17 protein-coding genes, 2 tRNA genes and 4 pseudogenes are annotated in these 20,198 nt (G+C 69.2%); 5 read left to right on the top strand and 18 right to left on the bottom strand.

Annotated elements, in window-relative coordinates:
• Nucleotides 1-119: 119 nt before the first annotated feature.
• From VZL07_RS33680 to VZL07_RS33670, 3 genes and pseudogenes are all read left to right on the top strand, one after another.
• Nucleotides 120-1,196, top strand: a pseudogene (locus VZL07_RS33680) (IS256 family transposase); the annotation flags it as partial.
• A gap of 211 nt (nt 1,197-1,407) precedes the next feature.
• Complete coding sequence (locus VZL07_RS33675; protein ID WP_426752041.1) at nt 1,408-1,680, top strand: IS66 family transposase; 273 nt, start codon at nt 1,408-1,410, stop codon at nt 1,678-1,680.
• Nucleotides 1,681-1,750: 70 nt separating this feature from the next.
• Nucleotides 1,751-1,972, top strand: a pseudogene (locus tag VZL07_RS33670) (ATP-binding protein); the annotation flags it as partial.
• Nucleotides 1,973-2,095: 123 nt separating this feature from the next.
• On the opposite strand, the pseudogene tnpA reads toward VZL07_RS33670, so the two are convergent.
• Nucleotides 2,096-2,338: pseudogene (tnpA, locus tag VZL07_RS33665) on the bottom strand (IS66 family insertion sequence element accessory protein TnpA); the annotation flags it as partial.
• On the opposite strand from tnpA, the pseudogene VZL07_RS33660 reads away from it, so the two are divergent.
• A pseudogene (locus VZL07_RS33660) lies at nt 2,222-2,539 on the top strand (tyrosine-type recombinase/integrase); the annotation flags it as partial. The pseudogenes tnpA and VZL07_RS33660 sit on opposite strands and share 117 nt — an antisense overlap.
• A gap of 211 nt (nt 2,540-2,750) precedes the next feature.
• On the opposite strand, the gene VZL07_RS33655 reads toward VZL07_RS33660, so the two are convergent.
• The 13 genes from VZL07_RS33655 to VZL07_RS33595 form a co-directional block, all read right to left on the bottom strand.
• A tRNA-Pro gene (locus VZL07_RS33655) sits at nt 2,751-2,827 on the bottom strand.
• Nucleotides 2,828-2,914: 87 nt separating this feature from the next.
• Nucleotides 2,915-3,304: an integration host factor subunit alpha gene (locus tag VZL07_RS33650; RefSeq protein ID WP_426752040.1), complete on the bottom strand. Its 390-nt coding sequence runs from the start codon at nt 3,302-3,304 to the stop codon at nt 2,915-2,917.
• Nucleotides 3,305-3,394: 90 nt separating this feature from the next.
• Nucleotides 3,395-5,809 carry a phenylalanine--tRNA ligase subunit beta gene (gene pheT / locus VZL07_RS33645; RefSeq protein ID WP_426752039.1) on the bottom strand — a complete coding sequence of 805 codons (2,415 nt, stop codon included), beginning with the start codon at nt 5,807-5,809 and terminating at the stop codon, nt 3,395-3,397.
• Between the two features lie 61 nt (nt 5,810-5,870).
• Nucleotides 5,871-6,920 carry a phenylalanine--tRNA ligase subunit alpha gene (gene pheS, locus VZL07_RS33640; RefSeq protein WP_426752038.1) on the bottom strand — a complete coding sequence of 350 codons (1,050 nt, stop codon included), beginning with the start codon at nt 6,918-6,920 and terminating at the stop codon, nt 5,871-5,873.
• A 159-nt stretch (nt 6,921-7,079) separates the two neighbouring features.
• Nucleotides 7,080-7,427 carry a 50S ribosomal protein L20 gene (rplT, locus tag VZL07_RS33635; RefSeq protein ID WP_426752037.1) on the bottom strand — a complete coding sequence of 116 codons (348 nt, stop codon included), beginning with the start codon at nt 7,425-7,427 and terminating at the stop codon, nt 7,080-7,082.
• 99 nt (nt 7,428-7,526) lie between these two features.
• Nucleotides 7,527-7,733, bottom strand: coding sequence for a 50S ribosomal protein L35 (gene rpmI / locus VZL07_RS33630; protein WP_426752036.1), 207 nt, complete (start codon nt 7,731-7,733; stop codon nt 7,527-7,529).
• Between the two features lie 165 nt (nt 7,734-7,898).
• Nucleotides 7,899-9,827, bottom strand: a complete 1,929-nt coding sequence (gene thrS / locus VZL07_RS33625) for a threonine--tRNA ligase (protein WP_426752035.1) — start codon at nt 9,825-9,827, stop codon at nt 7,899-7,901.
• Between the two features lie 74 nt (nt 9,828-9,901).
• Nucleotides 9,902-9,973, bottom strand: a tRNA-Val gene (locus VZL07_RS33620).
• A 74-nt stretch (nt 9,974-10,047) separates the two neighbouring features.
• Nucleotides 10,048-10,755 (bottom strand): uracil-DNA glycosylase, encoded by a 708-nt coding sequence (locus tag VZL07_RS33615; RefSeq protein WP_426752034.1) that lies wholly within the window; start codon nt 10,753-10,755, stop codon nt 10,048-10,050.
• Nucleotides 10,752-11,810, bottom strand: coding sequence for an AI-2E family transporter (locus VZL07_RS33610; protein WP_426757427.1), 1,059 nt, complete (start codon nt 11,808-11,810; stop codon nt 10,752-10,754). The genes VZL07_RS33615 and VZL07_RS33610 overlap by 4 nt, the downstream gene beginning before the upstream one ends.
• Before the next feature lie 348 nt (nt 11,811-12,158).
• Nucleotides 12,159-12,521 (bottom strand): PEGA domain-containing protein, encoded by a 363-nt coding sequence (locus VZL07_RS33605; protein WP_426757426.1) that lies wholly within the window; start codon nt 12,519-12,521, stop codon nt 12,159-12,161.
• Nucleotides 12,522-12,550: 29 nt separating this feature from the next.
• Nucleotides 12,551-13,366: a hypothetical protein gene (locus VZL07_RS33600; protein WP_426752033.1), complete on the bottom strand. Its 816-nt coding sequence runs from the start codon at nt 13,364-13,366 to the stop codon at nt 12,551-12,553.
• 122 nt (nt 13,367-13,488) lie between these two features.
• On the bottom strand, nt 13,489-13,827 hold the full coding sequence (locus VZL07_RS33595) for a PilZ domain-containing protein (protein ID WP_426752032.1): 339 nt from the start codon (nt 13,825-13,827) through the stop codon (nt 13,489-13,491).
• Nucleotides 13,828-14,056: 229 nt separating this feature from the next.
• Between VZL07_RS33595 and VZL07_RS33590 the strand changes: the two genes are divergently transcribed.
• Entirely contained in the window at nt 14,057-14,776 is a 720-nt protein-coding gene (locus VZL07_RS33590) for an FKBP-type peptidyl-prolyl cis-trans isomerase (RefSeq protein ID WP_426757425.1), read from the top strand.
• 6 nt (nt 14,777-14,782) lie between these two features.
• On the opposite strand, the gene VZL07_RS33585 is transcribed toward VZL07_RS33590, so the two are convergent.
• The 4 genes from VZL07_RS33585 to VZL07_RS33570 form a co-directional block, all read right to left on the bottom strand.
• The gene (locus VZL07_RS33585) at nt 14,783-16,765 is read right to left on the bottom strand and encodes a hypothetical protein (RefSeq protein ID WP_426752031.1); all 1,983 of its coding nucleotides are present in this window, start codon (nt 16,763-16,765) and stop codon (nt 14,783-14,785) included.
• Nucleotides 16,766-17,023: 258 nt separating this feature from the next.
• On the bottom strand, nt 17,024-17,227 hold the full coding sequence (locus VZL07_RS33580; protein ID WP_426752030.1) for a cold-shock protein: 204 nt from the start codon (nt 17,225-17,227) through the stop codon (nt 17,024-17,026).
• A gap of 115 nt (nt 17,228-17,342) precedes the next feature.
• On the bottom strand, nt 17,343-19,229 hold the full coding sequence (locus VZL07_RS33575; RefSeq protein WP_426752029.1) for a M2 family metallopeptidase: 1,887 nt from the start codon (nt 19,227-19,229) through the stop codon (nt 17,343-17,345).
• Nucleotides 19,230-19,467: 238 nt separating this feature from the next.
• Nucleotides 19,468-19,800: a hypothetical protein gene (locus VZL07_RS33570; RefSeq protein ID WP_426752028.1), complete on the bottom strand. Its 333-nt coding sequence runs from the start codon at nt 19,798-19,800 to the stop codon at nt 19,468-19,470.
• Between the last annotated feature and the right edge of the window lie 398 nt (nt 19,801-20,198).

The following is a 20,198-nucleotide window of genomic DNA, read 5'->3' as shown; positions in this document are numbered from 1 at the left end:
GGGCGCAAGCAAGCGAAGTGATGGGACGTCCCAGCGTCGCTGACGCTCCGACTGCTCGCCATGGCCGGAACGGCTGCTCGGCTTGAGCCGGAACGGGTGCTCACCATCGCCGGAATACGCAGGAAGAGGTACGGGAGTTGGTGGGGGCCGGCCGGTGGCAGCGGATGGTGGGCCGGGCGGACGTGCGCAACGGCAGCTACCTGCGCACGCTGGTGACGACGGCGGGGGCCGTGGACGTGGCGGTGCCGAGGACGAGGCACAGTGGTAGCGCGGGGGACGTGCTGGGCCGCTACAAGCGGCGCAGCGGGGAACTCGACGAGGCGATTACCAGTGCGTACGTGCAGGGCGTCTCCACGAGGAAAATGGGCAAGGTGACACGGGCCCTCATGGGCGAGGACGTCTCGCGTTCGACGGTGAGTCGGGTGACACGGACGCTGGAGGAGAAAGTGGAGGGCTTGCGCACCCAGCCCCTCACCCAGGCCTTCCCCTACCTCTACCTGGATGCCACCTTCCTGGACGCCAGGTGGGCGCGCACGGTGCAGAACGTCTCGGCCCTGGTGGCCTATGGCGTGGGCGAGGATGGGCACCGCCACTTGCTGGCGGTGACGCTGGGAGGTAGCGAGTCGGTGGACTCCTGGCTGGACTTGCTGCGCCAGCTTCTGGAGCGAGGGCTGAAGGGCGTACGACTCGTCGTCGCCGACGGGCACGCGGGCCTGGCCGCCGCGGCCCGCCAGGCCCTGCCCGAGGCGCGGCTGCAGCGCTGCACCGTGCACCTCACCCGGAACGTCCTCGCAAAGGCCCCCTGGCGGCTGCGTGGACGCCTCGGCAAGGAGACGTCGGCCGTCTTCGAGGCCACCTCTCTCCAGGACGCCAGGAAGCGGCTGGAAGCGCTCCAGGAGGGACTGGGGCGGCAAGTCCCCGAAGCCATGGAGTGCCTGCGCGAGGGCTTCGCCGCCGCCACCTGCTTCTTCGCCTTCCCCAAGGCCCACTGGAAGCGCCTTCGCAGCACCAATGGCCTCGAGCGCCTCCACGGTGAGGTGAAGCGCCGCATCCGCTCCGTGGGCGCCTTCCCGGACCGCGCCAGCGCGCTGCGCCTCATCACCGCCGTCGCCCTCGAAGTCACCGGAGTCTGGGACGACCGCCGCTACCTCGACATGTCTCTGCTGAATTCAACCCCTGACACTGCCGCTGCTTGATGCCGCCAAGGAGCCTCCCTCCCCCGAACCCCCTCCGAACCAACTACACAAGATTCGGGACTTGACCGTCTTTTCGAGGCCTGCTCGGCGTTCACTCTCGTTGCAGCCCGCACGGCTCGCTGACCTCCCAAAGGAGGCCTTTCTCTTGAGGTGCTTCAGCCCATTCGTCTCCTCCTGAGCCGCCCCAAGTGCTTCCGGCTGGAGCGACAGCTTGCCGGCCGGGTCTCTCACCCGGAGGGAACGTGCGCCTTGCCAAGGCGCACACAACAACCACGTCGAGCGCCAGATGCGCGACGTCGTCCTCGGCAGGAAGAACCACTACGGCAGCAAGTCCGAGAGAGGCACCCAGGTGGCCGCCCTCTTCTACTCGCTGATTGAGACGGCGAAGCTGCGCGGTGAAGACCCGGGCGCCTACCTGCTGCGCGCCGCCCTCGCTGCCATCGAGAACCCCGGCACCGTTACGCTGCCTAAGAGCCACGACTGACCGACGACCGTCCGGCGTGCTCCGGTCCGGTCAACCTCGCGCCCAAAGGGGGGGACGGCGAGCTCTTACCAAGGAACTGCTCGAAGTCTTGGAGGACCGCTACCAGCAGTCCTCGACAGTGGTGACTTCCCAGCTCGAACCGAAGGACTGGCACGCGGTCATCGGTGACGCGACGCTGGCCGACGCCATCCTCGACCGGCTGGTCCACAACGCTCACCGCCTGCGCCTGGCAGGCGAGTCCATCCGCAAGGCGGACGCGAATTTGACGAAGGGGCGCAAGCAAGCGAAGTGATGGGACGTCCCAGCGTCGCTGACGCTCCGACTGCTCGCCATGGCCGGAACGGCTGCTCGGCTTGAGCCGGAACGGGTGCTCACCATCGCCGGAATACGCACCCATGGAGAAGCGCACCCGCGCTCCGCTGGCCAGCACCACCTCCAGCAGCGCCGCACTCGGCTGAGGCGTGCCCGTTACCTCCACCGGCAGCAGGCGCACCGGCTCGGCCTTCCCGGCCAACTGACGCCTCCGTCGGTACACCCACGACTGCAGCGTGCTCAGCCGCAGCCCTCGCTGCAGGGAAAACTCCTGCTGCGTCAGCCCGCTCGCCTCGAAGGCTTCGGCAACCCGGAACCACTCCTGCTTCTCCACCGGCTTCGACATGCCGCCAGGGTCCACGGCGGCGAGTCCTCACTCAACGTCTCTCACCACGTCGTTGGCCGGACGCTTACCCCTCGCCCGCTGCGCTTCCATGACCTGCGGCACACGACCGCCACTCTGCTGCTCAAGGCGGGCGTCCCGCTGGCCACCGTGCAGCGCATCCTGCGCCACTCGGACCCGGCCATCACCTCGGAGATATACGGCCACCTCGACGTGGAGGACATGCGCAAGGGACTCAACCTGCTCGCGTTCGGGCCCGCGGTTCCGGGCCCCGCCGAGGCCGTTCCGCACGCGCTGCTTGCTGCTGGCGCCGCCCCCGCTCCGCTTGCTGCTAGTTTGCTGCTGGAGTCCGGGAGCCCAAAAGGTGAAGGCCCTGGAGGCTCACGGGAAACCCGCGAATCTCCAGGGCCTTCGATGGTCGGGGCGACAGGATTTGAACCTGCGACCACTTGCACCCCAAGCAAGTGCGCTACCAGGCTGCGCTACGCCCCGGCACTGCTGCTGCCGTGAAAGGGTGCGCCCTTATGCCCCCACATGACGTTCAGGTCAAGCAAGAGCAGCAGGGCACCGTCGGAAAACTCACCCTTCCATGTCCTCCATTCCCTCTTCGTCGAAGTCCTCGCCACGGGCCTCGGCGGCGTCGGCCGCGGCCTCGTCCCGGGCGTCGATCTCCGCGTGGTCCTCCGGCGGGGCCTCACCGTTGAGGGCGCTCTTGAGCACCTGGCTCGGCCGGAAGGTCAGCACCCGACGCGCCGAGATCTCGATCTCCTTGCCCGTCTGCGGGTTGCGGCCCACGCGCGCCTTCTTCTGGCGCACCTGGAAGTTGCCGAACCCGGAGATCTTGATCTTGTCCCCGCGCTCCAGGGTCTCCTTCAGCGTGTCGAACACGAGCTCCACGATCTCGGCCGACTCCTTCTTCGAGAAGCCGACCTTCTCGTAGACACCCTCGATGATGTCCGCCTTCGTCATGCGAATCCTCGGGAAGCCCTCGGGGCTGAACGCCGGGCACTGTTGCAGCCTTCCCGAAGACGTGTCAACCCTCTGACTTCATTCAGGAATTCAGGCGCGCAAGGCAGCCCCCAGTCGCTGCTTCACCTCGTCCACGATGCGCTGGTGCGCCTCGTTGACCTCCACGTCGGTCAGCGTCCGCTCGGGCGAGCGATAGCGCAGCGCGTACGCCAGGTTCTTCCGGCCCTGGGGGATCTGCTCACCGGTGTACACGTCGAACACCTGCGCGTCCTCCACCAGGGGCTGGCCCACCTCCAGGATCACCCGACGCACCTCGTCGTTGGGCAGCTCCAGCGGCACCACCACCGCCAGGTCCCGCAGCACCGCCGGGAAGCGCGGCAGCGACCGGTACGCCGGCACCAGCTTCGAGGCCGCGTACAGCGGCTCCGTGTCGAGCTCGAACACGAACACCCCGTCCGGCAGGCCCAGCGCCTTCGCCACCCGGGGGTGCACCTCGCCCACATGGCCCAGCACCGTCCCGTCCGCCGCCGTCACCTGCGCCACGGCCTTCGGGTGGTACGCCGCAGGCCCCGCGGGCACGTACGTCACGCCCTCCACGCGGAGCGCCCCCAGCAGCCCTTCCACGGCCGCCTTCGCGTCGTAGAAGTCCGCGCGGGCATCCTTGTGCGTCCAGCTCCGGCCGCCACCCCGCAGGCCCCACACCAGGCCGGCCACACGAGGCACCTCGCGCGCCGCGGGACGCTGCCCCTGCCCGCCCTCCGGGTCCTGGAAGTAGGCGCGGCCCGTCTCGTAGAGGGCCACCGCCTCCACCTGGTGCCGCACGCTGCGGGACAGGTTCTCCAGCAGGCCCGGCAGCAGGCTGGTGCGCATCACCGACTGCTCCGTGCTCAGCGGGTTGAGCAGCGCCACCGGCTTCTCCGCCCCCCCCAGCACCTCCAGGCTGCGCGGCGCGACGAACGAGTAGTTCACCACCTCGTCGTACCCCGCCCCGGCCAGCGCCTGGCGCATGCGGCGCTCGGCCTCCGCGTGCGCGGGCTCCGGCGCCAGCGTGGCCAGCCCGCGCGGCAGCGTCGCGGGGATGTTGTCGTAGCCGTAGATGCGCGCGACCTCCTCCAGCAGGTCCTCCTCACGCTCCACGTCCACGCGGGCCCGGGGCACCTCGTACGTCGCCTGCCCCGTCCCCTCCTCCACCGCCTTGAAGCCCAGGGCCTCCAGGATACGGCGGACCTCCTTCTCCGCCACGGCCACGCCCAGCACCTGCTCCACCCGGGCGAAGCGCAGCGTCACCTTCCGGGGCGGCTGCGGCGCCGGGTACACGTCCACGCGCCCCGGGGCCACCGTGCCCCCCGCCAGCTCCGCGATGAGCTGCGCCGCCCGGTCGATCGCCGGCACCACCGCGTCCATGTCCGCGCCGCGCTCGAAGCGGTGCGACGCCTCCGTGTGCAGCCCGTGCCGCTTCGACGAGCGCCGCACCGTGGAGCCCTGGAAGTTCGCCGACTCGAGCACCAGCCGCTTCGTGCCCTCGGTCACCTCGCTGTCGCCGCCGCCCATGACGCCGGCGATGGCCTGCGCCCGCTCCTTGTCCGCGATGACCAGGTCATCCACGTCCAGCACGCGGTCCTTGCCGTCCAGCGTCTTGAGCTTCTCGCCGCGCGTCGCCGTGCGGACGACGATCTCCTGCCCGGCCAGCTTCTCCAGGTCGAAGGCGTGCAGCGGCTGCCCGTACTCCAGGTTCACGTAGTTGGTGACGTCCACCACGTTGTTGATGGCGCGCACGCCGGCCGCCTTCAGCCGGTCCTGCATCCACTGTGGTGACGGGCCAATCTTCACGTTCTCCACCACGCGCGCCACGTAGCGCGGGCAGCGGTCCGGGGCCTCCACGCGCACCTTCACCTGCTCGGCGGCGGGCGTGCCCGACTCGGGCGGCTTCGGCTGGGGCACCTTCAGCGCGGAGCCCGTCACCACGCTCACCTCGCGCGCCACGCCCAGGTGGCTGAGCGCGTCCGGGCGGTTCGGGGTGACGTTCACCTCCAGCACCACGTCGTCCAGCCCCACGGCCTCGGCGATGGGCTGCCCCACGCGCGTATCTGGCGGGAGGATGAGCAGGCCGCTGGACTCCTCGCTCAGGCCCAGCTCCTTGGACGAGCAGAGCATGCCGAAGCTGTCCACGCCGCGCAGGGCCGCCTGCTTGATGTCCGCGCCGTTGGGCAGCTTCGTGCCCACAGTGGCCAGCGGCACCTTGTCGCCCACCTTGAAGTTCTTCGCGCCGCACACCACCTGGAGCAGCGCCGTCCCGCCGATGTCCACCTGCGTGACGGACAGCTTGTCCGCGTTGGGGTGCTGCACGGACTCCTTGATCTGCGCCACCACCACGCCGCGAAGGGCGTCCGCGGGGCGCTCCATGCCCTCAATCTCCAGGCCCGCGGCGGTCAGCTTGCGCGCCAGCTCGTCCACGGACGGCGGCAGCGCCACGTAATCGCCCAGCCACTTCACCGAAATCTTCACAGGTCCACCCTCTTCTTCAACCGGCTGGAACACGGGGGCCCACGAAGGGCCCCCTGGAATCTCAGAACTGCTCGAGGAAGCGCGCGTCGTTCTCGAACATCATCCGCAGGTCATCGATGCGGTAGCGCAGCATGGCGATGCGCTCCACGCCCATGCCGAAGGCGTAGCCCGTCACCTCGTTCGGGTCATACCCGGCGGACTTGAAGACGTTGGGGTGCACCATGCCGCTGCCCAGCACCTCCAGCCATCCCGTCTGCTTGCAGATGCGGCAGCCCTTCCCGCCGCAGTTGGTGCAGGTGATGTCCACCTCCGCGGAGGGCTCCGTGAAGGGGAAGAAGGACGGGCGGAAGCGCGTGCGCGTGTCCGAGCCGAAGAACGCCGTCACGAACGCCGCCAGCGAGCCCTTCAGCTCGGCGAACGTCACGCCCTTGTCCACCAGCAGGCCCTCCACCTGGTGGAACATCGGCGTGTGCGTCAGGTCCGAGTCGCGCCGGTACACCCGGCCCGGCATCACCGCGCGGATGGGCGGCTTGCGGTTGAGCATGTACCGCACCTGCACCGGGGACGTGTGCGTGCGCAGCAGCGCCGAGCTGTCCGCCTTCTTCGCGTGGCCCAGGGTGGCCTCGTCCACGTAGAAGGTGTCCTGCATGTCCCGCGCGGGGTGGTCCTTCGGCAGGTTCAGCGCCTCGAAGTTGAAGTAGTCCAGCTCGATCTCCGGGCCGCTGGCCACGTCGAAGCCGAGCCGCGAGAAGGTCCGGACAATCTCCTCCATCGTCCGCGACACGGGGTGCCGGCTGCCCAGCGCCACGCCGCGTCCGGGCAGCGTCACGTCCAGGCCCGGGCCCTGGAGCTGGGCCTCCAGCGCCGCCGCCTCGGCTCGCTGCACGGCCTCGGCGAGCAGCTTCTCCAGCTCCGCCTTGACGCTGTTGGCCACCTCGCCCAGCGAGCGCCGCTCGTCCGGGGGGAGCTTGCCCATGCCGCCCAGCACGCCGGACAGCTCACCCTTCTTGCCCAGGTAGCGGACCCGCAGCGCCTCCACCGCGGACAGCTCCGACGCTCCGCCAATCTCCCGCCTCGCGGACTCCGCGAGCGCCAGCAACCGATCCCGCATGGACTTCCGCCTCCGTTCCTGTTCCCCGCGCGCCCTTGGCGCCGAGGCAAAAAAAAGGGCCGCCCCGAAGAGGCAGCCCGTTCACGCTTCCGGAAGGGGCGGCAACCCATGGCCGCCACCCCACCCGTTCTGTCTCCAGCCTTTCGGGCCGGATGTGTCTCAGGCCGCCTTCGCGATGTTGGCGACGGCCGCAAAACCCGACGGATCCGCGATGGCCATGTCGGAGAGGACCTTGCGGTCCAGGCCGATCTTCGCCTTCGCGAGGCCCGCGATCAGCTTCGAGTAGGAGAGGCCCACCGTGCGCGCCGCCGCGTTGATGCGGACGATCCACAGACGGCGGAAGTCCCGCTTGCGCTGCATGCGGTCGCGGCTGGCGAAGTCCAGCGCCCGCTCAACCGCCTGGTTGGCGCGCTTGTAGCAGTTCTTCCGGCGGCCGCGGAAACCCTTGGCCAGCTTCAAAATACGATTACGACGGCGACGAGCCTTGACACCCTTCTTGACGCGCATGACTGCCTCTATTCGGACTGCGTAGTTTGGAAGCCCCCCGGTGCAGGCGTACCGCCGCCCCGACGAGGCCACGAAATCCCTGACTCCGAAAAGCCGGAATCAGCCCCCGTAGGGGAACATCTCCTTGATGACCTTCTTCGCGTCCATGTCGCGAAGGTGGCCGGTGCCCCGGTTGCTGCGCTTGGACTTCGGCGTCTTCGAGAACGTGAAGAGGTGCTTGGCAAAGGCCTTCGCGTGCTTGACCTTGCCGCCCTTCTTCACGTCAAAGCGCTTCTTCGCGGCGCTGCGGGTCTTCAACTTCGGCATCGTCCTGATCCTTCCGTGCACTTCGCCGTCGGACTCCCCGGCTGTGCGAGAACTCTCGAAAATTGGGGAACTTGCGCGGACTCCCCTCGAAAGTGCGCCAAGATACTTAGGTGCAACCGGGAGTCAAGGCCCGTCCGCAAGCGACCTGCCAGGCGGGCCTCCCGATCACGGCAGGGCCGCTTCCTTGGCCAGCAGGGCCTCGAAGTCCGTCAGCTTCATCGTCTTGAGATCCTCGCCGCCGTACCGCCTCGGCGCCACGGCCTCGCCCGCCACCTCGGTGTCGCCCACCACCAGGGTGAACGGCACCTTCTGGAGCTGCGCCTCGCGGATCTTCGCGTTCATCGACAGGCCGCGCTCGTCGAACTCCACCCGGTAACCCTTCGCCTTCAGGGTGTCCCGCACCTTCCGTGCGTAGTCGTTCTGCCGGTCCGCCACCGTCACCAGCACCGCCTGCACCGGCGCCAGCCAGGCCGGGAAGGCACCGGCGAAGTGCTCGATGAGGATGGCCGTGAAGCGCTCGAAGGAGCCGAAGATGGCGCGGTGGAGCACCACCGGACGATGCTCGGCGTTGTCCTCGCCCACGTAGGTCAGGTCGAAGCGCTCGGGGGCCAGGTAGTCCAGCTGCATGGTGCCCAGCTGCCACTTGCGGCCGATGCTGTCCGACACCGCGAAGTCGATCTTCGGGCCGTAGAAGGCGCCGTCGCCCGGGGCCAGCTCGTACTGGAGCCCCAGCGACTCGAGCGCCGCCTTCAGGCCGCCCTCGGCGCGATCCCACAGGGCGTCATCACCCAGGCGCTGCTCGGGCCGCGTGGACAGCTTCACCGCGTAGGTGAGCCCCACCGCCTTGTAGACGTGGTCCAGCAGCTTCACGAAGCGCCGCACCTCGTCGGTGATCTGCGCCTCGGTGCAGTAGATGTGCGCGTCGTCCTGCGCGAACTGGCGCACGCGCGTGAGGCCGCCCAGCGAGCCCGCCGCCTCGTTGCGGTGCAGCACGTCCTGCGTGTGGTAGCGCAGTGGCAGGTCGCGGTAGCTGTGCTTCTTGAAGCCGTAGAACAGGTGGTGCGACGGGCAGTTCATCGGCTTGAGCGAGAAGTCGTGCTCCCCCGACTCGCTGTCGAGCACGAGGAACATGTTCTCCTTGTACTTACCCCAGTGGCCGCTCGTCTCCCAGAGCCCCTTGTTGAACATCAGGGGCGTCTTGATCTCCACGTAGCCGTCATTCTGCGTCAGCTGACGCATCCAGTTCGACAGCGTGGTGTAGAGCGTGGTGCCCTTCGGGGTCCAGAAGGCGGAGCCGGGCGAGTACGGGTGGAAGTGGAAGAGGTCCAGCTCCTTGCCCAGCTTGCGGTGGTCGCGCTTCTTCGACTCCTCGATGCGCGTCAGGTACTCCTGCAGCTGCTTCTTGTCGAAGAAGGCCGTGCCGTAGACGCGCTGGAGCATCGGGTTGCGATGGTCGCCGCGCCAGTACGCTCCGCTGGAGGAGAGGATCTTGATGACGCCGATCTTCCCCGTGCTGGGCGCGTGGGGCCCCAGGCAGAAGTCCACCCAGTCCCCGTGCGAGTAGAGCGTGAGCGTCTGGGCACCCTTGGCGGCGATGTCCTTGACGATCTCCACCTTGAACTTCTCGCCCTTCTCCTCGAACAGACGAACGGCGTCGTCCATGGAGATCTCGGTGCGGACGAAGGGCACGTCGCGCTTCAGCTCGGCGTTCGCCTCGGCCTCGATCTTCTCCAGGTCGTCGGGCGTGAAGGGCTTCTCGCGGAAGAAGTCGTAGTAGAAGCCCTCCTCCGTCGCGGGACCGATGGTCACCTGCGTGCCCGGGAAGAGCTTCTGCACCGCGCTGGCCACCACGTGCGCGGCGTCGTGGCGAATGAGCTCCAGGGACTCGGGGCTCTTGGGCGTGAAGATCTGGAGCTTCGCGTCCTCGTCCAGCTTGCGGGCCAGGTCCATGTCCTGGCCGTTCACCCGCGCGAACAGGGCGGCCTTCGCCAGACCGGGGCCGATGCTCTCCCGCACGAAGTCCGCGATGGTGGTGCCCCGGGCCGTCTGCTTCTGCGAGCCGTCGGGGAGCGTCACCGTGATCATGTCGGACATATGAACCTCGGAAAAACAACGGGCGGCAGGCTCTTGAAAAGCCGTGCCGCCCGCTGAAAGTCACTCTCTAATGATGGGTCGTAGTGGGATCGAACCACTGACCCCTACCGTGTCAAGGTAGTGCTCTACCGCTGAGCTAACGACCCGTTGCAGCCGCTTCGGTGGGCGCGGGGAATAACAGCGGGCTCCCCCAGCTGTCAAGGAAACACAGAAGGCTTCCTCAACTCTTCCCGCGCGCCTTCGGATCCGGGCGCTCCAGCAGCGCGTGGACCCGGGCCATGACGGCATCGAACATCGCCGGCGTGAGCCGCCCCGTCTGCGTGTTCTGCTGACTGACGTGGTAGCAGCCCAGCAGCGTCCGGCCGCCCGGCAGCTCCAGCTCCGCCCCGTGGCCGAACGCGGGCCGGGGCGACGGCACCACCATCCCCTGCCGCGCCAGGGCGACGAGCGCGGCGTTCCAGCCGATGGCCCCCAGCGCGAGCAGCACCCGGCCCGGCAGCAGCGCCAGCTCGCGGTCCAGGAACGGCGCACAGCGCGCCAGCTCCTCGGGCAGGGGCTTGTTGTCGGGCGGTGCACAGCGCGCCGCCGAGACGATGAAGGCGTCCTTCAGCCGGAGCCCGTCCTCCCGGTGCTCGCTGCGCGCCTGATTCGCGAAGCCCGCGCGGTGCAGCCCGGCATAGAGGAAGTCGCCCGAGCGGTCTCCGGTGAACATCCGCCCCGTCCGGTTCGCCCCATGGGCCGCTGGCGCGAGCCCGACGATGATGAGCCGGGCCTTCGGGTCTCCGAAGCCCGGGACGGGCAGGCCCCAGTAGTTCCAATCGCGGTAGGCGCGGCGCTTCACCCGCGCCACCTCCTCCCGCCACTCCACCAGCCGCGGGCAGGCCCGGCAGCCGGTGATCTCCTCGTGCAGCGCCTCCAGCTTCGTCACGGCGACCGGGGCTCCCCCGTGTAGAGCGTCGTCCGGCGATACCGCTGGACCACCACGCTCAGCACCACCTTGAGGATGGCCGCCACCGGCACCGCGAGCAGGATGCCCACGAAGCCGAAGAGCTCACCGAAGGCGAGGATGGCCAGGATGACCGCCACCGGCGCCAGGCCGACCTTCTCCCCCACGATGCGCGGGGTGATGACGAAGCCCTCCAGCATCTGCCCGATGATGAAGGTCGCCGCCACCGCCGCGAACTGCCACGGCCCCTGCCAGGACAGCATCAGCCCCACCAGCGACAGGACGATGCCCACGCCCGTGCCCAGGTAGGGCACCATGTTGCCGAACCCGGCAATCACGCCGATGACGATGGCCATGTCGATGCGCGCCGCGGACAGCCCCACCGCGTAGATGCCCGACAGCACCGCGCCGACGATGAGCTGGCCGCGCACGAAGGCGGAGAGCACCTCGTCCACCTCCGCGAAGCGGCGGCTCACCAGCCCCACCGCGCGCCGGGGGAGCAGGTCCTTCACCATCCCCATCAGCCGCGGGTAGTCCTGGAGGAAGAAGAAGGCCAGCACCGGCACCACGGACAGCCCCAGCAGCGTCACCACCAGCCGCGCCGTATTGCCGGCGAAGCTCGCCAGGATGCGCGCCGCCGCGGGGCCCGCGCTCTGGACCAGGTCCGACGCCTGCTTTCCCAGCTCGGCCGTGCGCTGACGGACCAGGTCCGGCAGCGAGCGCCCCAGCAGCGCCTCCACCTTGGGTACGACCTGGGTGCTCGCGCGGTTGAAGAAGTCCGGCAGCTTCGACGCCTCTTCACGGAACACCGGGACGAGGTACAGCACCGCGCCCACCAGCAGCAGCGTCCCCGCCGCGAAGACGAGCGTCGTGCCCCAGGTGCGGTCCAGGCGCTTCTTCTCCAGCGCCGTCACGATGGGATTGAAGATGTAGGCGCCCGCCAGCGCGAGCAGCACCGGCACCGCCACCCCACCGAAGACGGAAAGCAGCGCGAAGACGAGCGCCAGCGAGCCCACCATCACCACCGACCACCACATGTCGATGCGACGCGCGTCGGCCTCGGGCAGCGCGCTGGCGTCCAGGCCCACGGGCACGGCGACCTCCGGCCCTTCCTTCTCGGGCGCGGCCTGGGTCGGGGCGACGGCCACCGCAGGAGCAGCCACCTCGTGGAGCACGGGCGCGGGCCGAACCGGCGCCGGTGCGGCGGCGCGTTTCACGGCAGCGGGCGAATGACTCTTCCTGCGGCGTCCGATGGCACTCTCCTCTTCAGACCTGGCTACGGCGGCGTCGTGTCCTGATTGCACTTCGCGAAAGCGCCGGAATCATCGCCGGACCTCTCCAAATTGAAAGGCCGCGCCCGTTCGCCCGCCCTCTCCCCGGGCGCCCTATTCCGTGCCACCCGGTGAACCGCCGGTCGCTCGGAGCTGGATGGTCAGCCGCGCGCGGGCGCCGCTGGGCTCGTAGTACGTCGTATACGGCCAGTACCCGTGCTTCTTCACCTCGATCTGGTGCAGGCCAATACCAACCTGGAGTCCCTTCGGCGAGCCGGTGAAGTCGCTGCAGAGCCCCTGCCAGACGCCGTCCAGGTACACCTCCGCGTCCGCGGGCTCGCACAGCAACGCCAGGTTGCCGCTCGGGTTGGCGGCCTCCGCCATCAGCTCACGGGCCTTCGCCAGCGAGCCAGGCTCCTGGCGCCTGGCACACCCGGCCACCCCACACACCATGACCACCAGCAGGAACTTCCGCATCACCACGCCCGGGGCTCCGAAGCCATGCGCTACTGGGTGACGATGACGACCCGGCCCTCGGCCAGGAAGCGCGTGTCCGCCTCGGTGAGCGCCTTCGCACCCTCCGAGGCCAGCACCAGGTCCGACCCCTTCGAGCCCGTGGCCTTCACCACCAGCGGCTTGTCTCCCACCAGCGCCGCCTTTTTCGCCGCATCCAAGCTCTGGAACCACGCCGCCACTCCCCTCGCGCTCCGGCTCTCGCTGGAGAGCGCCGCCGCGCCATAGAGCGCCTTGCCACTGTCATCGAGCAGCCGAGGAGCCAGCACCGGCTGCACGCCCAGCCCCCGCGCGTCCACCACCAGGCCGGTGTACTTCTTCGTGCCCGCGCCGTTGATGGCGATGACGGCATCCGCGCTGGCCGCGGAGAACAGCGCCGCGCTGAGGGCCGCCAGGGGCAGCTCCACGTCAATCTCCACGCCGCTGTCGGAGAAGAACCGCCGGCCCACGACCTTGTAGCCGCTGACGGCGGACTCGACGCGCTTGCGGACGTCCTCCTGGGCCAGCGCGTCCGCCACGGTGCGGCCCGCGCTGATCTGCAGCCGCCGGGCCTGCTCGAGGAGACTCTGGACGGCGGCCTGCTTGGCGGACCGCTCGGCGCCCAGACGGGCCTGCCCGGGATTCGACGCCCTCAGGTCCGGGGCGCCGGCACCGGTGGCCCGCAGGACCTGCCCTTCCCAGTTCACTCCCGGTGTCCCCGGAGCCGCCTTCACGGCGGCGACGGTGGGCTTCGGGGCCTTCGCTTCCTTGCCCTGGCCAAACGCCGTCAACGGCACGGCCAGCAACATCCCCCACAGCGAGTGCCTCACGGGAAATCCTCCAGCCCCTCGACCGACGTCACGGGTCGTGTTCCGGGGCAGAATGGCTCCCCATTCAACGGGCCTGCTTCCGGGGAAGTCAAGGCAGGCGCCGCGGGTACGACGCGCGCGAGTCAGTTCTCGCGGCCGTGACGGTCGACGTAGGCGTCGATCATCTTGCGGTGACGGTCGGTGAGCAGCGTGAAGCGCACGCCCGAGCGCTCGCGCCTGGCCGTCCCCAGCTCCGCCCACTCGCGCACCACTTCACCCTCGGCGTAGATGATCTCCTCCGAGCCCGGGAGCTGGAACTGGAGGCCGATGCGCTTCGCCTCGTGCTGAGGCTCGAGCAGCCGGGAGAGGCTCAGTCCTTCCGGGCTGATGTCCGCGGCCCGCGACATGTACGGCACGCCACCCATGTACTTGTTCAGGTAGATGTCGAGGGGCGCCCGCTTGTTCTTCCGCTTGTCGCTCATGACTTCATCGCCTCCGGTTTGTCCGTGCAACAGGTTGCTCCGGGGGTGAAGCAACCTGGATGCAGGGTAGAGGCGAGCGCCGAACGCGCAAGAAAACGGTCGCCGCGCCGAGGCCTCGCAAGCGCACCGTGCTTCCTCGCTGAATTCTTCGCGCGGGCTTGTGTCCACACAGCGGAAAACCGCGCTTTATAGTGCGCCGGTCCTCATGAAAGGTGGATGCATGCGATCGATGTGGATGGCGGCCCTCGTGTTCGCGCTCGGCGCGACGGCGGCCCAGGCCCAGGACTCGAAATCGGCGAAGAAGCCCGCCGGCAAGGCGGCACCGGCCACCGAGCCAGCGGCCACGCCACTCTCCCCGGAGGAGGAGCAGACCATCTATACCCTCGGGCTCACCATCGGCCGTGACCTGTCCCTCTTCGCGCTGTCGCCCGAGGAGATGGCGGTCCTCCAGCGCGGGCTCACCGACGGGCTCGGCGGCAAGACGTCGGACCTGGATCCGAAGGAGCAGGCGCAGCGCATCCAGGCCTTCGCCAAGGCCCGGCAGGCGCGGGCGGGCCAGGCGGTGCTGGACCGCGCGGCGAAGGAGCCCGGCGCGGAGGTGCTGCCCTCCGGCGTCGTCTACAAGCAGGTCAAGGCGGGCAGCGGCAAGAGCCCGCGCGCCATCGACACCGTGAAGGTCCACTACGAAGGCCGGCTGGTGGACGGCACCGTGTTCGACGCCTCCGCCCGGCGCGGCATCCCCGTGGAGTTCCCGCTCAACGGCGTCATCCCCTGCTGGACGCAGGGCGTGTCGAAGATGAAGGTGGGCGGCAAGGCGAAGCTCACCTGCCCCGCCAACACGGCCTACGGCGAGCGCCCGCCCACCGGCTCTCGCATCCCGCCCAACGCCGTCCTCGTCTTCGACGTCGAGCTCATCGACATCCCCGGCGACACGTCCCGGCAGCCGTAAGCCGCGTCAGCGCCCCAGCGCGGCCTCGGCGGCGCGGAGCAGCGGCTCCGCGCTCACCGGGGCCCCGGTGGCGTGGACCATCCACTGATCCGGCGTCACCGCGCCGTAGGTGGCCATCCGCTCGAACTCCGCGCCCAGCGGCCCCTTGCGCTTCAGCTGCTCTTCAATCTGGAACGCGATGAGGTGGCCCAGCGGATAGTCGGGCAGGTAGAGCGGGTAGCTGATCATGTGGCTGTAGACGGCCAGCAGCGTGCTCCCCTCCCCGCCCAGCACCGGCGCGAAGTACCGGTTCCACACGTCCCGGGCGATGCCCACCACCGCCTCGCGAAGCTGGGCCGGCGTGGCGTCCGGGTGCGCGTACATCCAGTGCCACACCTCCATGTCCACCAGCGCGATGCCTGAGCGCTCCCACGTCTGCCACAGCTCGCCGAGCACCCGCTCCCGCTCGCTCGTCGCGTCCGGCTTGCCCAGGCCGAGCAACTCCAGGTCGCGCGACTGGAACACGAAGGCCAGCGCCTCCGTGAAGGCGTTGTTGGGCACGCCCGTGAGCAGCGTGTGGTCTACGCCGTAGAGGCTGAACACCTGCTCCACGTTGTGTCCCAGCTCGTGCACCGCGATGTTGTAGCCCTTGTAGTCCATGCCCCCCTTCTCCACGCGCGTGCGCAGACGGGGGAAGTCACCGCGCCGCAGCGCGGGCTGTGCGTGGCCCGCGCCACGAGAGGCATCCACGCGGATGTGCGCCGCCAGCCACGCGGCCTTCTCCTTCGTGAAGCCCATGCCCTGGAGGATGCGTGGCAGGTCCTTCGCGAACGCCTCCGCCGTGGGGTAGCGCTTGCGCGTCAGCGCATCCAGCTCCGCCTCCGGCCGCTTCCCACCGGGATTGAAGCCCGAGTACCAGAGGTCCTGCGGCTCCAGCTTCCGGCCCAGGCGGGCCTCGATCTCCTTCGCCACGCGCGGCACCAGCGGAGACTCCAGCACCTGCGTCAGCAGCGCCCGCACCCGCGCTTCCGGCAGCTCCCGCCCCAGCTCGAAGCTGCGCGCGATTCGCGTGGGCGCCACGGGCACGTAGGGGTCCGCCTCACGCGCGGTCCGGAAGGTGGCCAGCAGATGCGCATAGCGCGTGTCCGGCTCCGGGGCGGCCTCCGGCTTCGCGGAGCGCGCGGGCGCGTCCGCTTCCACCGTCTCCGGCGGCGCCACGGTCACGGTGTTGGTGAAGGGATCCCAGTCCAGCCGGGGGTTGTCGATGACGGCCGCGGGAATCGTCTGCGTGACGATGCGCTCCATCACCTGGACGATCATCCGCTGCTTCAGCGCACCCGTCGCCGCGTCCGCGTAGTCAGCCTTCAGCTCGTCCCGCAGGTTCCAGTGGCTGATGAGACGCAGCCCCTTGGGGAAGGGCCGCCGCCCCTGCGCATCCACCAGGTGGTGCATCCAGATGTTGTATTCCGCGATGTAGAGGTTGGCCGCGGCGATGGCGCGCGAGGACGCCTGCTCCACCTCCGCGGGCACCCGCCAGCTGAAGCGCCCCGCCAGCCGGGCCTCCGCCCACTGCCTCCGCGTCCACGTGGGGCCCCGCTCCACGCGCTCCGCCAGCGTCGTCAGGGGGAAGTTGAGCAGCACCACGAAGCCCACCCGTGAACGGAACAGGTCCTCCGTGACGTGCGCGGCCGGGTTGTACGCCGCCAGCAAGGGCTCCACCGGCAGCAGGGGCCCCAGGTCCAGGTCCGTGTACCACTGGAGCTCGCGGCCAATCTCGTACAGGTGCCCGTCGAGCTGCTCGAACAGCCGCTCCAGCCGGTGGAAGGTCGCGTCGAGCGCCTTCGGGTCCGACAGGAACTGTTCACGAGCGAACGCCGCGAGGTCGCCGTCCTCCGGCCGCCACATCGCCGCCACCTGGTCCACGCCCCGCTCGATGCGCGCCCGCTGCGCCTCGCCATGCCGCGCCACCAGTTCCGCCTTCAGGGCAGCGGCGTCGAAAGCAGGCGTCATTGCGGGCTCCTTCCCGGAGGCGGTGGGGGTCCGTGTGCCGGGCGCTGCCGGCGCCGGGGGGACGGCCGGGCCCGGGCCCGTCGGCACGGCGGGGGTCGTTGAGCAGCCCAGGACGGCGAGGACGGGCAGCAGGCGGGCGCGCGGGAGACGGAACTTCGTCGACGAGGACACCAAGTGGACTCCAGAAAGCACGAAGGGCCCGACCCCGTGGGGGCCGGACCCTCATGATGCATCAGAAGCGTTCGAACGACGCTCAGCTCAGATGGCGCGGACGTTCTGCGCCTGCAGGCCCTTGGGGCCGCGGGTCACGTCGAACTCCACCTTCTGCCCCTCCTGGAGGGTGCGGAAGCCATCCATGTTGATGGCGGTATGGTGGCAGAACACGTCCTCGCCACCGCCGTCCTGGGTAAGGAAGCCGAAACCCTTCGCATCGTTGAACCACTTCACGGTACCAGTAGCCATTTGCTCTCTTCTTCTTTCGTCACGGACGCGAATATCCGCCGTCCGGTCCTACGAGCGAACCCGCCTAGACGGCCGCAATTTAAGCGTGCCCGCCCGGCGCGTCTACTCAAGACCGTTACCAACCACACTTCTGGCCCTTGTTCTGCGCCTGGAGCCACGTGCGCAGCGGGCTGAAGTAGTCGAGCAGCGGCGTGGCATCCATCTGCCGGGTTCCCGTCATGGCCTGGAGCGCGTCGGGCCACGGCTTGCTCGCGCCCAGCTCCAACATGGCCTGGAGCCGCTTGCCGGCCTCCTTGTTCCCGTAGATGGAGCACTCGTGGAGGGGGCCCTTGTAGCCGGCCGCCTCGCAGAGCGCCTTGTGGAACTGGAACTGGAGGATGCGCGCCAGGAAATACCGCGTATACGGAACGTTTGCGGGCACGTGGTACTTCGCCCCCGGGTCGAAGTCCTGCTCTGAACGCGCCACCGGCGCGGCCACGCCCTGATACTTCTCACGCAGCGCCCACCACGCCTTGTTGTAGTCCGCCGGCTGCACGCGACCGGAGAACACCTCCCAGCGCCACTGGTCCACGAGCAGACCGAACGGCAGGAAGGCAATCTTCTCCAGCGCGTCCTTCATCTGGAGGTTGATGAGGTTCTTCTCGTTCTTCGGAACAGCCTTCAGCAGCCCCACCTGCTGCAGGTAGCCCGGGGTGATGGAGAGCGTGAGCGCGTCACCGATGGCCTCATGGAAGCCGTCATTCGCGCCGGCCTGATAGAGCACCGGGAGCTGGTAGTAGTACGTGTAGTAGTAGTTGTGGCCCAGCTCGTGGTGGATGGTGACGAGGTCCTCCTCCGTGGGCTTGATGCACATCTTGATGCGCAGGTCGTTGCTGTAGTTCACGTCCCACGCGCTGGCGTGGCACACGACGTCGCGGCCTTCCGGCTTGGTGAACTGGGAGCGCTCGAAGAAGGTCTGCGGCAGCTCCTTGAGCCCCAGCGAGGTGAAGAACTTCTCACCCAGCTTCACCATCCGCATCGCGTCGTACTTCTGCTGCTTCAGCGCCGCGTCGACGTCCAGGCTGGCCTGACCGGGGAACGGCTCCACCAGCGGGTAGATGTTGTTCCACTCCTGGGCCCACATGTTGCCCAGCAGGTGCGCGGGAATGGGCTTGCCCTCGGGCACCTTGTCGGCGCCGTACTGCTTCGCCAGCCGGCCGCGCACGTAGCAGTGCACGTCGTCGTAGAGCGGCTTCACCTGGCCCCACAGGCGCTGGGCCTCGGCCTCGAACTCGGCCGGGGACATGTCGTACGCGGAGCGCCAGAGCGTACCCAGGTCGTTGAAGCCGATGTCCTTCGCGCCCTCGTTGGAGATGGCGACCAGGTTCTCGTACAGCGGACGCATGGGGCGGGCCACCGAGTGCCAGCCCTGCCACGCGTCCAGGAGCTCGTCATAGTTGCGGCTCTCCGCGATGACGTCGGACAGCACCTCCAGGTCGCGGCACTTCCCCTTCCCGTCCGGACCGCAGTACTTGCCCTTGCCGTAGAGGCCCTCCAGCTTCGCCGCCGTGGCGGCCAGCTCGGCCCGCTTCTGCGCGTCCGACGGCGCCGGCAGCGCCTGGGACACCTTGAGCAGGTGGATCATGCGCGCGGTGTCCGCGTCCAGCGTCAGGCCCTCGAAGCGACGGGCCTCCTTGATGGCGCCGTTGACGTAGGCCAGCACCTCTTCGTTGACGTAGGCGGCGTTCCGCTCGGTGTCGTCGGTGATGTACGTGGACTTGATCCACTCCGCGGTGGCCTGCTTCGTCCACAGGCGCTTCAGGTCCGCGTTCACCTTCTCCACGAACGCCTTCGCCTCTTCCGGCGTGGGCTGGGTCGCGGCGGCGCTGGCGGGGGCCTGGGCCTCGGCCGACGGGGGGGCCTCGCGCGTCACTTGCGAGTCCTGGGCACACCCCAGGAAGGCGGGCAGCGCCACGGCCGCGGCCGCGCGCAGGAGGGAATTCAGGGGATGTTTCCGGTTCATGTGGGTGGACCGTAGAAGAACCCGCGGCCGATGACACCCTGAAACTGGGCCTGCGCGCCCGCGTGTCGCCCTCAATACGCTCGCGCGGCCCGGGCCATCGCCGACGCGGCGCGACACTCCGCCGTGGCGGCGGCCGTCTCGCGGAGGAGCCCCCGAAGCGCTCGTTCCAGCCTTCGCGCCCGCCCGGCCGGGCAGCGTGCGGACTCCCGAGCGGGACGTCCGGCGCGACAGGGCGGCGTTACACCCTTTGCCCATGTTGCTCGGACACATCCAGGACCCGCGCTGGCCCGCTACTGAAGCCGCGCTGACGGAGTGCCGCCGATTCCTCGCCGCGCTCAAGGGCCAGCGGGTCGTGGTGGTGCCCCATGCCGGCGTGGATGGCCTCGCCGCCGGGGTGCTGGCCCTCCGCGCGCTCCAGGCCGTGGGAGCCCGGGTCACCGCGCGTGTCCCGGCCAAGGGCGAGGACGCCTTCTCTCCAGCCATGCAGGAGCGCCTGCGCGCCTCGGCACCGGATGCCCTGGTCATTCTCGAACGCGGAAACCGCCCGGCTCCGGCGGAGATGGCGTTGCATGCCGCGGCATCGGATGCGCACGTCATGCACGAACGCGGGAACCACACGGTTCCGGCCGGGCTCACGCGATTGCCGAGCCCCAGCGGGCATCCTCCCTCGCCGACGACACGGGAGCGGCGACACGGCGCGCGGCATGACGCGCAGGGCGTGCTCGATCTCTGGAGCCGGCCAGCCCGCGCATCATCGAAAGCACGGCCTGCCGGACACGCTCCCGCAAGGCAGGCGTTCTCCTCGGACGCCCTATCGATGGGACACGATTCAGGGACGTCCCTGGACGGCCCTTCGCAGGGGCACCGGCCAGCACCAGGACAGGGCTCATCGAAGGCACGGCCTGCCGGGCACGGGTCCGCTGGCCAGAAGTTCCCCTCGGACGCAATGGCCACGAGAACCGCTTCAGG

Origin of the sequence: Pseudomyxococcus flavus (assembly GCF_050038885.1) — a bacterium.
Classification (GTDB): domain Bacteria; phylum Myxococcota; class Myxococcia; order Myxococcales; family Myxococcaceae; genus Myxococcus; species Myxococcus flavus.
The sequence above is the reverse complement of the archived record's forward strand: the minus strand, read 5'-3'. Positions and strand labels throughout refer to the sequence as shown.

What these genes read in the sequence shown, in the direction of transcription:
- VZL07_RS33650 (WP_426752040.1), bottom strand. Translation starts at nt 3,304, where the DNA reads ATGACGAAGGCGGACATCATCGAGGGTGTCTACGAGAAGGTCGGCTTC.
- pheS (WP_426752038.1), bottom strand. Translation starts at nt 6,920, where the DNA reads ATGCGGGATCGGTTGCTGGCGCTCGCGGAGTCCGCGAGGCGGGAGATT.
- rplT (WP_426752037.1), bottom strand. Translation starts at nt 7,427, where the DNA reads ATGCGCGTCAAGAAGGGTGTCAAGGCTCGTCGCCGTCGTAATCGTATT.
- rpmI (WP_426752036.1), bottom strand. Translation starts at nt 7,733, where the DNA reads ATGCCGAAGTTGAAGACCCGCAGCGCCGCGAAGAAGCGCTTTGACGTG.
- thrS (WP_426752035.1), bottom strand. Translation starts at nt 9,827, where the DNA reads ATGTCCGACATGATCACGGTGACGCTCCCCGACGGCTCGCAGAAGCAG.
- VZL07_RS33610 (WP_426757427.1), bottom strand. Translation starts at nt 11,810, where the DNA reads ATGTGGTGGTCGGTGGTGATGGTGGGCTCGCTGGCGCTCGTCTTCGCG.
- VZL07_RS33605 (WP_426757426.1), bottom strand. Translation starts at nt 12,521, where the DNA reads ATGCGGAAGTTCCTGCTGGTGGTCATGGTGTGTGGGGTGGCCGGGTGT.
- VZL07_RS33595 (WP_426752032.1), bottom strand. Translation starts at nt 13,827, where the DNA reads ATGAGCGACAAGCGGAAGAACAAGCGGGCGCCCCTCGACATCTACCTG.
- VZL07_RS33590 (WP_426757425.1), top strand. Translation starts at nt 14,057, where the DNA reads ATGTGGATGGCGGCCCTCGTGTTCGCGCTCGGCGCGACGGCGGCCCAG.
- VZL07_RS33585 (WP_426752031.1), bottom strand. Translation starts at nt 16,765, where the DNA reads ATGACGCCTGCTTTCGACGCCGCTGCCCTGAAGGCGGAACTGGTGGCG.
- VZL07_RS33580 (WP_426752030.1), bottom strand. Translation starts at nt 17,227, where the DNA reads ATGGCTACTGGTACCGTGAAGTGGTTCAACGATGCGAAGGGTTTCGGC.
- VZL07_RS33575 (WP_426752029.1), bottom strand. Translation starts at nt 19,229, where the DNA reads ATGAACCGGAAACATCCCCTGAATTCCCTCCTGCGCGCGGCCGCGGCC.
- VZL07_RS33570 (WP_426752028.1), bottom strand. Translation starts at nt 19,800, where the DNA reads ATGCAACGCCATCTCCGCCGGAGCCGGGCGGTTTCCGCGTTCGAGAAT.